The sequence below is a fragment of the Peptoniphilus sp. Marseille-Q6390 genome (assembly GCF_965119475.1).
This window is the reverse complement of record NZ_CBCPLS010000002.1, coordinates 294,959-309,535: the sequence shown is the minus strand read 5'-3', so window position 1 is coordinate 309,535 and position 14,577 is coordinate 294,959. Positions and strand designations below refer to the sequence as shown.

Annotated in this window: 13 protein-coding genes and 2 pseudogenes; 3 read left to right on the top strand and 12 right to left on the bottom strand. The window is 34.1% G+C overall.

The features are described from left to right. Positions 1 to 78 precede the first annotated feature (78 nt). The 3 genes from ACWPVO_RS07425 to ACWPVO_RS07415 all read right to left on the bottom strand — a co-directional run bounded on the left by ACWPVO_RS07425 (position 79) and on the right by ACWPVO_RS07415 (position 1,467). Positions 79 to 321: a cupin gene (locus tag ACWPVO_RS07425; protein ID WP_454207536.1), complete on the bottom strand. Its 243-nt coding sequence runs from the start codon at positions 319 to 321 to the stop codon at positions 79 to 81. A 112-nt stretch (positions 322 to 433) separates the two neighbouring features. Next, positions 434 to 1,006, bottom strand: coding sequence for a uracil-DNA glycosylase family protein (locus ACWPVO_RS07420; protein ID WP_454207534.1), 573 nt, complete (start codon positions 1,004 to 1,006; stop codon positions 434 to 436). Positions 1,007 to 1,209: 203 nt separating this feature from the next. Further along, positions 1,210 to 1,467, bottom strand: coding sequence for a DUF3847 domain-containing protein (locus ACWPVO_RS07415; protein WP_454207532.1), 258 nt, complete (start codon positions 1,465 to 1,467; stop codon positions 1,210 to 1,212). 186 nt (positions 1,468 to 1,653) lie between these two features. Here ACWPVO_RS07415 and ACWPVO_RS07410 point away from each other — a divergent pair. After that, positions 1,654 to 1,995: pseudogene (locus ACWPVO_RS07410) on the top strand (helix-turn-helix domain-containing protein); the annotation flags it as partial. 258 nt (positions 1,996 to 2,253) lie between these two features. On the opposite strand, the gene ACWPVO_RS07405 reads toward ACWPVO_RS07410, so the two are convergent. The 9 genes and pseudogenes from ACWPVO_RS07405 to ACWPVO_RS07365 all read right to left on the bottom strand — a co-directional run bounded on the left by ACWPVO_RS07405 (position 2,254) and on the right by ACWPVO_RS07365 (position 10,980). After that, a complete protein-coding gene (locus tag ACWPVO_RS07405) occupies positions 2,254 to 2,748 on the bottom strand; it encodes a hypothetical protein (protein ID WP_004828926.1) in 495 nt (164 codons plus the stop codon). A 428-nt stretch (positions 2,749 to 3,176) separates the two neighbouring features. After that, positions 3,177 to 3,431: a helix-turn-helix domain-containing protein gene (locus ACWPVO_RS07400; protein ID WP_454207530.1), complete on the bottom strand. Its 255-nt coding sequence runs from the start codon at positions 3,429 to 3,431 to the stop codon at positions 3,177 to 3,179. A 274-nt stretch (positions 3,432 to 3,705) separates the two neighbouring features. Beyond that, complete coding sequence (gene ltrA / locus ACWPVO_RS07395; RefSeq protein ID WP_454206952.1) at positions 3,706 to 5,565, bottom strand: group II intron reverse transcriptase/maturase; 1,860 nt, start codon at positions 5,563 to 5,565, stop codon at positions 3,706 to 3,708. Between the two features lie 723 nt (positions 5,566 to 6,288). Then, the gene (locus ACWPVO_RS07390) at positions 6,289 to 6,420 is read right to left on the bottom strand and encodes a Maff2 family mobile element protein (protein ID WP_454207528.1); all 132 of its coding nucleotides are present in this window, start codon (positions 6,418 to 6,420) and stop codon (positions 6,289 to 6,291) included. A 1-nt stretch (position 6,421) separates the two neighbouring features. Next, positions 6,422 to 6,505, bottom strand: a pseudogene (locus tag ACWPVO_RS07385) (single-stranded DNA-binding protein); the annotation flags it as partial. 169 nt (positions 6,506 to 6,674) lie between these two features. After that, positions 6,675 to 8,549, bottom strand: coding sequence for a lysine--tRNA ligase (gene lysS, locus ACWPVO_RS07380; RefSeq protein WP_454207962.1), 1,875 nt, complete (start codon positions 8,547 to 8,549; stop codon positions 6,675 to 6,677). A 43-nt stretch (positions 8,550 to 8,592) separates the two neighbouring features. Then, positions 8,593 to 9,066 (bottom strand): transcription elongation factor GreA, encoded by a 474-nt coding sequence (greA, locus tag ACWPVO_RS07375; RefSeq protein WP_005958008.1) that lies wholly within the window; start codon positions 9,064 to 9,066, stop codon positions 8,593 to 8,595. Positions 9,067 to 9,251: 185 nt separating this feature from the next. Beyond that, positions 9,252 to 10,178, bottom strand: coding sequence for a tRNA dihydrouridine synthase DusB (gene dusB / locus ACWPVO_RS07370; protein WP_195445369.1), 927 nt, complete (start codon positions 10,176 to 10,178; stop codon positions 9,252 to 9,254). 10 nt (positions 10,179 to 10,188) lie between these two features. Next, the gene (locus tag ACWPVO_RS07365; RefSeq protein ID WP_250342323.1) at positions 10,189 to 10,980 is read right to left on the bottom strand and encodes a type III pantothenate kinase; all 792 of its coding nucleotides are present in this window, start codon (positions 10,978 to 10,980) and stop codon (positions 10,189 to 10,191) included. Positions 10,981 to 11,144: 164 nt separating this feature from the next. Between ACWPVO_RS07365 and ACWPVO_RS07360 the strand changes: the two genes are divergently transcribed. Both ACWPVO_RS07360 and ACWPVO_RS07355 read left to right on the top strand, forming a co-directional pair. Then, positions 11,145 to 11,681, top strand: coding sequence for a biotin transporter BioY (locus ACWPVO_RS07360; protein ID WP_060799769.1), 537 nt, complete (start codon positions 11,145 to 11,147; stop codon positions 11,679 to 11,681). Positions 11,682 to 11,801: 120 nt separating this feature from the next. Further along, positions 11,802 to 14,255 carry a transglycosylase domain-containing protein gene (locus ACWPVO_RS07355; RefSeq protein ID WP_454207524.1) on the top strand — a complete coding sequence of 818 codons (2,454 nt, stop codon included), beginning with the start codon at positions 11,802 to 11,804 and terminating at the stop codon, positions 14,253 to 14,255. Positions 14,256 to 14,577: the final 322 nt, after the last annotated feature.

The following is a 14,577-nucleotide window of genomic DNA, read 5'->3' as shown; positions in this document are numbered from 1 at the left end:
CAAATTTTTGCTTAAATATATAAAAATTAAAGGCAGGTTGATAAAATAACCACCTGCCTATCTTAGCTGAATATATTCTTAAATTCTTACTTTTATAACCATCAAATCGCTATACTCAAGAGCCTTAAGAGCATAGATTTCATTAGGATCCATTGTGATTATATCACCTGAGATTATTATCTGGTTTCCCTTCTCTTCCTTAAAATCTACCTTTCCCTTATAAATTACAAGTACTACACTTTTATCTGACTTGTGACTTGGTATTTCTTCGCCCTTTTTGATTTGTAGGTGGGTTATTTGTAAATTATCCTCATCCACCAAATGCTCAAACTTGCCGTATAAAATATTCGCACTTATTTTTTAATATTTTCTCTCCTTGTTGATGACCATTACCATAAAAAAATGGTAAACAATAAATTTTCACAAACACAATTTATCTCAGCTTTTTTACAATTTTCTTTAACTCAGGCAAGACCTCTTCTTTAAAAAAAGGATTTTTTGCTATCCACCTATTGTTTAGAGGACTTGGGTGAGCTATTGGGAAATATTCTGGCAAAAATTCTTTGTAAGATTTTACTGTTTCAGTTAAATTTTTCTTAAATTTATCCTTCAAATAAAACTTTTGAGCATAGGCTCCTATCAAAATGGTTAACTTTATATCCTTCAATTCATCTAATAATAGTGGATGGTATTCTTTTGCAATAAAAGATCTAGGAGCCTTGTCGCCCGATTTTCCCTTTCCAGGATAATAAAAATCCATTGGAATTATAGAAAAATCTTCACTATGGAGGACGTCTTCCGATATACCCAACCATTTGACAAGATTTTCCCCACTCTTATCATTAAATAAAATACCAGTTTCTTCAACCCTTTCCCCAGGAGCTTGCCCAATTATCAAAATTTTTGATTTTGGATTTAGCTGGAATATTGGGTTAATTCCTTTATTTGTGTAGATTTCATTTCTGCAATCTTCTCTTAATTTTTTAATAATGAGTTTTTCTTCCATAATTTTGCCATCACTTTCATTAGAATTAGAACCTTGCCAAGCTTTAGGACAAGTAACAATTTTCGTAAAAAATCTATTCTTAGCCTAGTAAAACTTTCAACCTACATAAGATAATTACCCATTTTTGTCTTGACTCTCATCATGAATAGCATAATCTACTATCATTCCTTGTGATGTTAGATTTTCATTTATAAATCTTTCAATTATGCTTTTGTCTTTGTTGCTTCTTCTAATAGGATTTTTATTTCTTCATCTGTTAGTTCTTCTGCATTTTCTATAAGGCTTTCTAAGATTGCTCCTCTTGTTATGAGTCTATGTGTTCTTTCTTTTCTTCTTTTTTCTATGTCTTGTTTTAATATCTTTTTTTCTTGATTTTTTAGTTGTCTTAATCTTTCTTCTGTATCGTCAATTTTATCTTTTATTTCTTTTGACTCTTGTCTTAATTGTTCTAATTTTTTCATATAAATCTCCTTTCTTGTATTAAAAAAGACGACTAGTTTTTACTTTTCTAATCGTCTTTTTTCTAAATGTTATACATTTCTATATTACATTTTAGTTTTACGTTTTCTATATATCTTTCCATGTAATCCCAATCTGGAATGTTATAACTTTTTGTTTATCTTTTTTATCATATTTTTCTCACAAAGATAAAAGATGTAGCCAGATTCTTAGATGATCATTCCGCCATGAATGTAAACCAAGAAACTCTTGAAAAAATATCTACAATGAGCGGGACTAAATTAAAAAATCTATTCAAAGAAAAATATGGTCAGAGCATTACAGAATACACCCAAAGAAAAAGAATGAATGTAGCTGAAACTCTTCTCTTAAATATCAAACTTCCTATAAAAGAAATAGCTCAATCTGTTGGATACTCATCCCATAGCAAATTTTCCATTTATTACAAAAGATACAAGGGAAAACTTCCTAGTGAAGTTCGTAATTTGACTTGCGACCACCACAATTTAAATTGTGATTGCAGTGATTAAACTAATTTTTTATACGCCTTTATCTTATATGAATTTGCATGTATAGATATTTGTATAGGAATGGTTCTTGTCTTGTTTTTAAGATATGCTCACATTCATTAGATTGAAGTTTCTTTCGTTTATATTTCACTCTAACCCATCTTCATATAACTGTTCTTGGCTTATATCTATTTCTGATAATTAGTTTTTTTAAGCTACAGCCCCTTAAAATAAATAGCCAAGAATTCGAATTGAACATTATAAGTTATGAATTTCTAGTTAAACCAAAACGGTCAGTAAATATGCCAAAATTAGGCTCACGAAAAAGAAGATTATAATTTTTGCAATCTGACTTTTCCCATTAAAACCAAAATTATCATAACCCTTAGCACCAACCGTCTCTGGGTAAACTTTAGTCGGCAATTTTAACTTGGTAAGCATGAGATAATCAAAAAAGATAATATCAAAAAGCTTATATCCTTCAAATAGTATTAAAAATCTAACAAAGGCTTGCTGAAAAGTTAAACTAAATTTTACTGTATCAACAATTGCCCAGCCTAGAACGGCTGCAATGGCTAGCAATCCAAGTATCATGATAAGTCCGCCGATTATATTGATCCAAATCGGTTTATCTGGCAACTTACTCATCATAACTTTGATATCATCGGGTGCACCGAAATGCTTCGAGCCAAATTTCGGTATAATAAGTATAAAATTCACCATCATAATTGATGCTGTTAAGCAGATGATTGTTAACATACCAAGTGTTTTCATCAATTTAGTTCACCTCCTCTCTTGAAGTATAAACCATTTCGTAAATGGGAGCAATTTTTCTTAGTTGTGTCAACTAAATTCGTATAAATTTTCTTGCTAGTATTAGTGCTATACTTTTTTACAATTATATAGTTATTTAAAATCTATAATCACAGATGTCTTCTTGTCAATGTCATTATACACATACAGGTCATGTATTAAGAAGTTTTGTAAATTCTCAAATAAATTACTCACAAAACTTTGAATTACAATCTAAAAGATATTTACAAAATCATTGACAAGATATAAAAACACCCTATATAAAGATTACAATTCTAAAATTGTAAGTAAGCTATAACAAATTATACATTATTTCAATAAAATTTTAGAAACCCTTATTAAGATTTTCTTTGATCCCTTGTAAATCAAGTGTAAAGAACTATAAGAATTTAAATCTCTTTTTCAAATTCATCTTCAAAACTAATAATATCATTAGGAGTGCAAGATAGAGCCTTACATATTCTTTCTAAATTCTTAAATGTAATTGGTTTATCCTTGCCCATTTGTGCCATAACATTTGTTGTTAGTCCTGCCATAGCTATTACATCTGTTTTCTTTAATCCTTTTTTCGCTAACTGTATCCATAATGGTTTATAGTTAAGTGCCATAATATCCCTCTTTTTCTCTTCATTAAATTTATTCAATTATAGCATGAATATTGATTTCATTCAATCTTATATTGGTTTAGTGATTTGTTTTAGAGAATTTGTTGTGTTATTCCGTCCTTATTTTGCCATAAATTGCTTAATACCTTGAGATTTAGCACCAGATAGTGATAGGTAATCCTTTGATGTTATCTCCGGATTTTCCCCCACTTCACACCGTGCATGCGACTTTCACCGCACACGGCGTTCCATCACAAGAAAGATTTTCACGTTTTAACTAAGACTTACACACTTCGTAACAAATTATTTTTTTCTAAATTAGTGGCAATCCTGCCATTTTTCTAAGCTTATTACATTTCTCGATCTGCTTGACCGTTAAGCCAAGCTCTTTTATATATTTTTGGATTGTATCTTCTTTTGTTGCATGGATAAGTATATGAACTGCTTCTGTAACAAGAATTAAGTTGCTATAACTGTCTGTACCGCCTTGTTCAAGCGGTATCTTGTGATGGCAATGTATATAGTTTGGTGTAAGTTTTACACCTGTTACCCCACATCTGCCATATTGAGCTGCAAAGAGCGAGATTCTGTTGTCTGCAAACTCTATACTCTTATCAAGTACAGGATGTCTCATCAACCAAACAAGTGTATCTACATCGATTTGCAGATTTTTATGAATAAAAGCTCTGCCCTTTACAGTGTATTTATTTACAACCTTTTTCTTGTGTTTTGCGTCCTTTGTCCTAATATATCCAACTGGAATTAGCGGATGTCCATTAAGGAAGCGAAGCTGTTTACTTTTTCCATATTTTTCTTTGATAAATCCTTTGTTTAGCATTCCACTGGTTTTAATATCAAGTCTGTTGTTCATCTGCTTTTTAATGTGAAAGGCTATTTTAGCAAAGTCCAAACTTACATTTGTTGCTATTTGGTAGTAATTATGCAAGCCTGAAACAGTGGCATTATACTTGGCTATTGCTTTGTACTGTTCCTTTTCGTTTGCAGGTCTTTTTATATCCGCAACACATTTAGAAATATTTTCTTTTGCATTTTTCAGTGCCTTATCACTTATATGCGACTGTACAACAAACTTTTTGCCTTTTGGTTTAACCTTAAGCTTAAATCCTAAGAACTCCGAATACCTTTGTTTTAGATTTGTTATTTTAGATTTTTCTTCACTCACATTTAGTTTTAATCTGTCTTGCAACCATTTTGTAACTGCCTGATAGGTTCTTTTTGCATCGTAGTAATTACGGCAAAATATCTTAAAATCATCAGCATACCTTACAATGTATATTTCTTTTAGGTTGCTTGTTCTTAAAGCTCTGTAAGTATGGCTTTTTATCTCTGTTCCTTGACTGTTCGTTCTCTGTTTATATGGATAATGCGTAGGCATTGTCAGCCATTGAGATGAAACCCACCAATCTAATTCGTTCAAGACTACATTAGATAGTAGCGGTGATAATATTCCGCCTTGTGGTGTTCCCTTTGTTGGTGTAATTACCTTTTTATCGGGCATAACTATGTCTGCTTTAAGCATTTCCTTAATGATACAAAGTAACTTTTTGTCTTGGATTCCTAAATTCCAAAGCTGCCTTATGAGCTTTGCATGATATACGTTATCGAAAAATCCTTGTATATCAATATCGACTACATAGTGTAAGTGCTGTATCTGCATTAGTCTTGCACATTCTGCAATAGCGTGTTCCGTACTCCTGTTAGGTCGAAACCCATAGGAACTGTCATGAAACTTGGCTTCACATATCGGCTCTAATATTTGCAAGATACATTGTTGTACAATTCTATCTACAATAGTTGGTATTCCTAAAGGTCTAATTTTCCCATTAGGCTTTCGCATTTCCACTCTCTTTACAGGGCGTGGCTTATACCAATGAAACTGTTTTTGTATGAGAGAAATGTATTCCTCTTCATTTAGCCTTGATAGATGTTTTATTGTTCTGCCATCTACCCCAGCCGTATGACTTCCTTTGTTCCCTTTTATACTACGATAGGCAAGTTTAATATTTTCTCTTGAAGTTATCAACTCCATTAAATTTGAAAATACTTTATTATTACCGCTATCTTCATATAAATCATCAAGGACTTTTTGCAAGTCATAGTATTCCGTATAACGGATTTTGCTTTGTTTCAGTGTTTGTTTCGAAGTGGACACAGTCACCATCTCCTTTCGGATTTGATTTTCTTTGTCATACTCGAAGCTGTGTTTGTCTTAATTTCAGTTCTTGTACTTTCCTGTGACTGGTGGCTATCCCTCCACGAACTTATTATTTTCGCTTCATAGGTACTGTGCCACCACTTTCACCGAGATAAAGAATGGTTATATGCTGTTTTTTTTCAGTCATTTTCCCATTCAACACTTCATTAGCATTAGACTGCTTCCATGCTCTTGGCTTACCACGTTCCGACAATCTTATCTTTGAATACGTTTAGGTTCTTCCTCTAAGCCTGTGTTTAGTTTTCACCATATCGCCTGTAACGATATATGGATTTTCATAACAACCATTCTTACTCATCCACAAACACCCCATCTTTGATGGGAATTGCCGTTAGGCAAATTCAAACGTTTAGACCCTTACATTCGGAAGTACGTCAGTGCTTTGGTATACACATTCTCACCATGCGTATTCGACACCCGACATATAGGTAGCACCGTCCACCTCTGAACAGCTTTCGTGTCTGATGTTAATATCAGTCTTACGGCTACTCTCTGCCGACTTCACCGAGCTTTTGACAATGAAATAGTCTAATATTCATTGCCAATCGGAGTATCAGTGTAGGCATTTCAGGGCGTTACCCCGTCATTCTACCTATCAGATTGCCAGTTCTCCTAAGTTTTGAACTTTCAGTCCTTCGACTTAGTGCATAAGCTTTTCACTTATGAACGTGTCGCACGGTTATCATTACCATAACCTTCCATCAAGTTAATAACTCCCCATGCTCCTAAACCTGCACCAATTGCAGTTACAAATGTCTTTAAAACTCCAACTCCAGCTGTAAAAAATTCCATATTATTCCTCCTCGTTTTCTTTCTTATTTTCTATTTTGTTTAGTGATTTAACTATAAAATTCTTGTAGACCTTATTTCCTAATTTTCAGTATAAAAAAAGACGATAGAGTTTTTAATTTCTATCGTCTGATATTATCTAATATTTATTTTTCTTTAAATTGATTTCATTTTATAGCTTAATAATTCTATTAATCCAATTATAAAAATTAAACTGGGATTCATACCAAACCCCAGTTTCATAATTAGCGTGTTCTTTAATATAATTTTGATCCTGCTGGGATTTTGTCCTCTAGCATTACAAGATTTAATAATTCTTCGCCATCATAGTCGCATACTGCTGATAGAAGCATACCGCAAGAGTCTACTCCCATCATCTTTCTTGGTGGAAGGTTTGTTATAGCAACAAGAGTCTTGCCAATTAATTCTTCTGCTTCGTAAAAGTTTTTGATTCCTGATAGGATTGTTCTGTCTTGTCCTGATCCATCATCAAGTGTAAACTTAAGAAGTTTTTTTGACTTTGGAACTTCTTCACAATTTTTAACTTTTACAACTCTAAAATCAGATTTTGAGAAAGTATCAAAGTCTACCATGTCTTCAAATAGAGGTTCAACCTTTACCTTTGACATGTCAAGCTTTACACTTGCCTTTTCATCTGCAGCCTTGTTAGCTTTTATTTCAGCAACTTCAGCTCCAAGTGGTTTCATTGTTGGGAATAATAATACGTCCCTAATGCTTGGTTGATCTGTTAGAAGGACAATCATCCTGTCAACACCAATTCCAAGTCCACCTGTTGGAGGTAGACCAACTTCAATTGCATTGATGAAGTCTGAATCCATTGGGTGAGCTTCGTCATCTCCTGCTGCCTTTTCTGCAACTTGAGCTTCAAATCTTTGTCTTTGATCTATTGGGTCATTAAGTTCTGAGAAGGCATTGGCAAATTCCCAAGTGTTAATGAAGGCTTCAAATCTTTGTGTAAGTCTTGGGTCTTTTGGATTTCTCTTTGCAAGTGGAGAAACATCTACTGGGTGACCAATTACAAAAGTTGGTTCAACAAGGTGCTCTTCACAGAATTCTTCAAACATTTCTGAAAGAAGCTTGCCCCATGTGTCATTTTCATGAACTTCAATGCCCTTTTCTCTTGCAATTTCTCTTGCCTTTTCGTCTGTATCAATTTCGTTAAAGTCAACGTCAGCATATTTTTTAACTGCATCAATCATGGTAATTCTCTTCCAAGGTGCCTTTAGGCAAATTTCTGTTCCTTGGTAGTTAATTGTATCTGTTCCAAGAACTTCAAGAGCTACGTATTCAAATAGGTCTTCAGTTATTCTCATCATTTCTTCGTAGTCAACATAGGCTTGGTAAAGTTCAATGTTTGTAAATTCAGGATTGTGTCTAGTGTCCATTCCTTCGTTTCTAAACATCTTGCCCATTTCATAAACCTTGTCGAAGCCACCAACAATTAGTCTCTTTAGGAATAATTCATTTGCAATTCTTAGTTGCATATCAATGTCAAGAGTGTTGTGGTGAGTGTAGAAAGGTCTTGCGTTTGCTCCACCTGCTACGGTACCAAGGATTGGTGTTTCAACTTCTAGGAAGTCCTTATTGTCTAGGAACTCTCTTATCTTCTTGATAATTTTATTTCTCTTAATAAATACATCCTTAACTTCAGGATTTACAATTAAGTCAACATATCTTTGTCTGTATCTTAGGTCTGGGTCCTTAAGTCCGTGGAATTTTTCTGGAAGAATTTGTAGGGACTTTGAAAGTAGAGTTATATCAGTTGCACGAACTGTGATTTCTCCAGCTTCTGTCTTAAATACAATTCCCTTAACGCCGACAATATCTCCAATGTCAATGCCCTTAACGTCTTCGTATTTATCTTCAAGGACATCCTTTCTTGCAAAAACTTGGATGTTGCCTTCTGAGTCTCTAAGGTCTAGGAAGCAAATTTTTCCGTGACGTCTCTTGCTCATAATACGTCCAGCAATAGAAACTTCTCTTTCATCTGCTTCGTTGAATTCTTCTTTAATTCCCACTGAATGTGCAGTTACATCATAAGTTTCGTTGACAAAGGGGTCTTTGCCTTCCTTTTTTAATTCATCAAGCTTTTGTCTCTTTAACAAAAGCATTTCATTTAGATTTGCATCTTCTGTTTTCTTCACAAACTGCCTCCTAAATAGTTATTCCACAAATTTCGTACTTGATAATTCCGTCTGGAACTTCAACTTCAACTACATCGCCAACACGGTTGCCAATAAGTTTTGAACCAACTGGTGATTCGTTAGAAATTTTTCCTTCAAGTGGGTCTGCTTCTGCTGAACCAACAATTGTGTACTCGTCTTCTTCCATTGTGTCAAGTTCTCTAACTTTTACGTTGGATCCTATGTTGACAACATCTGTATTTAAATCTTTTTCATCAATAATTTTAGCATTACGAACCATCATTTCAAGCTTAGCGATTCTCTCTTCAACTTGTGCTTGTTCGTTTTTAGCTTCGTCATACTCAGAGTTTTCAGAAAGGTCACCATAGCCAAGAGCTACCTTAATTCTTTCAGAAACTTCTTTTCTTCTAACTGTTTTTAAATACTCAATTTCATTTTCGATTTTTTCTAAACCTTCCGGTGTAAAAAATATATCTTTTTCCAAAACTCTCTCTCCCTCAATTATATAAAAAATAAGGCGTCAGCCGCCTTTCACAAAACCTTTTAATCTAAGCCATTATAATTTATAGGCTTCTAAATGTCAAGAAGATTAAGCGACTAGAGGACTTTCATCAACTTTTTTAATTTTATAAAAAAATAAACTCTGCAAAGATTACAGAGTTTGAAAATTTAAATTTTATCTATATAGTCACTTATTGTTTTTAAAATTTCTTCCTTGTCCTTTAAGTTGTTTAGCTTGTTCCTAACTTCTTTGGAGTCCTTCATTCCCTTAAAATATTCTGCATAGACCTTTCTCATTTCAAGTATGCCAAGCTTCTCTCCCTTGTAAGAAATTTTTCTTTCAAGCTCATCAATCATTAAAAGTAATTTTTCCTTGTCACTTGGCTTGTAGTAGTCGCCAGTTTTTATAAGTTCTTCTATTTGATTAAAGATGTAAGGGTTACCTATTGCCCCACGACCTATTGCTAGACCATCAACCTTGGAATAATTTATTTTTTCTATTGCATCTTCTGGACTGTCAACATCTCCATTTCCTATGACAGGAATTTTAACATTTGCCTTCACTTCTTTTATGAAGTCCCAGTCAGCCTTACCTGTGTAGTATTCTTCCCTCGTTCTTCCGTGAACTGTGACAAAGGTCGCACCTGCCACCTCAATGTTTTTTATAGCCTTCATGGAAGATAGACCACCGATCCCCTTACGGACCTTTGCAGTGACAGGCTTGTTAGAATTTTTTACAACAGACTTTACAATATCGTAAACCAGTGAGGGGTCACTTAGGAGATGGGAGCCCGAATTATTTTTTACAATCTTTGGTGCAGGGCAGCCCATATTTATGTCAACATAAGAAAAGTCGTAATCATTTAAAATTCTTGCAGCCTGACCCATGACATCTGGGTCGCTGCCAAAGATTTGGACTGCAACTTTCTTCTCCTTAGGAGATATGTCCAAGAGGTCTATAGTTTTTTTGTTTTCATATACAAGTGCCATGGCCGACACCATTTCAGTTACAGTTATGTCTGCGCCCTTTTCAGTAGCCACTTCCCTAAAGGCTATATCTGTGTAGCCTGCCATGGGTGCTAAAATCTTTAACAAAAAATCACTCTCAATCTATTCCCTCAAGTTTGTTGTTCTTTTCATAAATAATTTTTAAACCTTCAAGTGTTAAGAACTTGTTAATAATAAAATTATATTTTGAATCCTTAGTTAACATTGTGGAGAAGCCACCAGTTGAAATAATATTAGTGTCTTCTTCCTTCCAATTTAATTCCTTAAGTAGCTTTGCAACAATCCCATCAATCATTTCAGTGTAGCCGTAGTAAAGTCCTGCTTGCATTGCACCAACTGTGTCAGCTTGAATAACTTTTTTCGGTGCAATTAGTTCTATCTTTGGAAGCTTTGAAGTCATCATGAAAAGAGCTTCAGCAGAAATTCCAATTCCTGGCATAATAAGTCCACCAAGATAATTTCTTTCCTTATCGACAACGCAAAAAGTCATAGCAGTTCCAATGTCAACTATAATTGATTGCTCGCCATAAAGTTCTATAGCCCCAACGGCGTTGACAATTCTATCTGCCCCAACTTGCTTTGGATTGTCGTATTTAATATTAAGTCCAAGTTCAAGGTCTGTGCTCACAACCATTGGGCTCTTGTTAAAGTATTTTATAATCATAGAAGGAAGTGTGTGCATAAGGTTTGGCACAACTGAAGAAATAATTACGTCTTCGATATCTTGTGGGTCTATGTTGGCATGAAGAAGAGTATTTATAAAGATAAGACCGTACTCATCAGATGTCCTAGTCTTCACAGTAGAAGTCCTAAAGTCATTGACCAGCTCTCCTCCCTTAAAGACACCCCAAGTTATGGAAGTATTTCCTACATCTATTACTAATAACATTTTTACACCTCTGTTTTACAAATTGTATTCATTATATATTTAATGTGGAAGTCTTTCAACTAATTATTTTCTTTAGATTGATAAATAAAGTCTTGCCAAAATATTTAGGTTAACCATATTGACAATAAGGTGAACATTATGTAAGATATCTCTGGAGGTTGAAAATGAAAATTCAAACAAAAGACATAACAAAAATTGCACTTTTAGTAGCACTTATAGCAGTGGGAGCTTTTATTTCTATTCCCATTGGACCAGTTCCCTTTACACTACAAAACTTTTTTGTATTTATGACTGGACTTTTACTTACACCCTTTTACGCAGGACTTACAGTTTTTATTTACGTCCTACTTGGTCTAATTGGTATTCCAATTTTTGCCGGCTTCACTGGAGGCATCCAATCAGTATTAAAACCAAGCTTTGGTTTTCTAATTGCCTTTATAATTGGAGCAGCATTTATATCCAAGTTTGCTCACGGTGAAAAAAACTTTGGAAAAATTATGGTAGTCTTAGTTCTTGCAGAAGTTATCTTCTATGCACTTGGACTTCCTTACATGTACTACATCTTAAATGTAGTCATGGGCAACCCAATGGACATATCAAAGGTCTTCACTGTTGGAATGATTCCTTTTATTATTCCTGACATGGCAAAGGCTCTAGTAGCTGCTATTATTGCTCCAAGAATTTTAAAGGCCATGAAATAATTTAGCTCATAATTAATAGAATAATTTTTGAAAGATCCTCGCTTCATGGCGAGGTTTTTTCATTTATATTTATAGTTATATGCTTAAAATTCTGATATAATAACAAAATAGGAGGTTGTTATGAAAGACAATAGAAACAATAAACCTCGTGGAATGATAAAACTTTCAAGCGTAATAAAAATACTTCTCTTAATTGTTGCGGCTGCAATTATTATTTTAGGCTCGCTTGTCACATCAATTGTGTTAGGTATTTTTAAAAAAGCTCCTGTAATAGATCCATCAGAATATAGATCTCAACTTTCTGAAACTTCAAGGATCTATTCAAGTGATGGAAAGCTAATTGAATCACTTATATCTGATCAGTTTAGTGAGTTCGTTCCCTACGAGGACATACCTAAGAACTTAGTAAATGCCATTGTGGCAATAGAAGACGAAAGGTTTTTTGAACACAGCGGAGTTGACTACAAGAGAGTGGCTGGCGCTATAGTTCACGACCTAAAAACTAGGTCTTTTGAACAAGGTGCATCAACTATAACTATGCAGCTTGCCAAAAACTTGTACACTTCCTTCTCAAAAAGTGTAGTGAGAAAAATAACTGACGTCTACTATTCCTATCAAATAGAAGAAAAACTTTCTAAGGAGCAAATCCTTGAAGCTTACTTAAACTCTGCAGGCTTCTCCAAGGGAACTGTGGGAGTCCAAGCTGCTGCAAAAACTTTCTTTAACAAGGACGTATCAGAGCTTGACCTTGCTGAGTGTGCCCTTATAGCTGGTGTAACAAACCTTCCAGAAAAGTACACTCCCTACAATACTCAAGAGATAGAAGACTCAGATGACTTAGGAAATATTGAAGTCGTTCTTCTTCCAAAGAATGAAAACTCTGAGCCAAACTCTGAGAGAATTATAGAAATTGCCAAGAACTTAAATGAGCTTGGACAAATTGATAATTTTGATTTAATTCAAATTCAAAACAACATGCTAGTTCCTGTTAAGGCTGTCTTTAATGAAACTTCTCAAGAAAGACAAAGACTTGTGTTAAAGAGGATGCTTGCTCAAGGACTAATCAGTAAAGAAGATCACGACAAGGCTTTAAACGAAAAAATTGAAATCAACATTGGCTCTCGTAAGGAAAGTGGAATTTCTTCTTTCTATACAGATGTTGTTCAAAAGAATGCTATAAAAATTTTAACAGAATCAGGTTATTCAAAGGAAGAAGCTGCAAACAAACTCTTTAATGGAGGTCTAAAGATTTATACTCCAATGGATATAAATATGCAAAGGACACTTGAAGAAGTTGTTTCCAATCCAAAATATTATTATGGCGGCTTCACAGACAAGAATGGAATCATCCAACCACAAGTTGCATCTGTCATCATCGACCAAAAAACTCACGAAGTTAAGGCCCTTGTTGGTGGTAGAAATGTAAGTGGTGGTAGACTTTTAAACAGGGCTCTTGTTCCAAGACAACCTGGATCATCAATTAAGCCTATTTCAGTTTACCTAACAGCCCTTAACAACGGAGCAACTGCTGGCGATGTTTACCTAGACCAAAAGATGCCAGAAAAATTATTTGGCCACTCACCTAAGAACGCTGGTAACTATTACCAAGGCTGGACAACTATAAGAAACCTTCTTCGTCAATCATCAAATGTTGGTGCCTACCAAGTTGCCAGAGATATTTCTGCTGACAAGGATGCTAAAGTTAATAAGAATTCAACTTATTCTAAGGCCTACAACGACGAAGAGTCTCTTAATAAAATGGTGGATACTTTAAAATCAATTGGAGTTTCTACAATAGTTGAGAAGAAGGACAATCCTACATGGAATGACATAGACTATGCTCCTCTTACACTTGGCGGCATGAGTTATGGAATAAGTCCTTTTGAGATGGCTGGAGCCTTCACTGCAATTGCCAACGAAGGAAAGTATGCCAACCCTTATGTAATTACAAAAATCGAATCAAACACTGGTGATGTAATTTACCAAGTTGACCCTAAAGAGAAAGAAGTTACTACACCACAAAATGCTTACATCTTGACTGATATGCTAAAGGATGTTGTAAGACGTGGTACAGGTAGAAATGCTTCCTTCCCTGGTCAAGAAGTTGCCGGCAAGACTGGTACAACTACTGACAAGAAAGACGTTTGGTTCGTTGGTTACACTCCTTACTACACTTGTTCAGTTTGGATTGGTAACGACAAGAACCAAAAGCTTGCCTTTGGATCAACTCAATCAGCTTATCTATGGAAGCAAATTATGAGATCTGTTCACCAAGATCTTGACAGCAAGAAGTTTGAAGAACCTGAAGGTATCTACACTAAGTATTCAGGTGGTAGAAGAGAAATCTTTGCCGAAGGAACTAAGCCTCACTACGTTAACAAGTACAGCTTCTACAGAGCTTCTGAAGAAAAGAAAAGGGAAAAGAAGAAGGACAATAATAACAATAATAATAACAACAATAATAGTGACAAGAAGAAGAGAAAAAAGAAATCATCAAACAACGAAAACAACAGCAACAAACCAAGTAAAAAGAAGAAAAAATCTTCTAAGTCAATTCTTAATAATGAGGCTTAAAAAACTGGAGCATGACTCCAGTTTTTTTATTGCAAATTTTTAACTACATATTTTATTTAAAATTTTAATTTTTAATCATATTTTATTCGCGAACAATCTCTATAAAATATTTTTAACTTTAAATCCTCTATTTATTTCTTATTAACTTTTCTTAAATACCTTCCTAAGTTTTCATTATTTGTTATTAAATTTCAAAGTTTATGTTTTAAAATTTCAATTTTAGATTCTCACTTATAAGGTTGACTTAGATTAAAATAAATTATTTTGCCTACTTAATCAAATAATAATTTTAAAATTTAAAATCTATTACACATAATTCAAA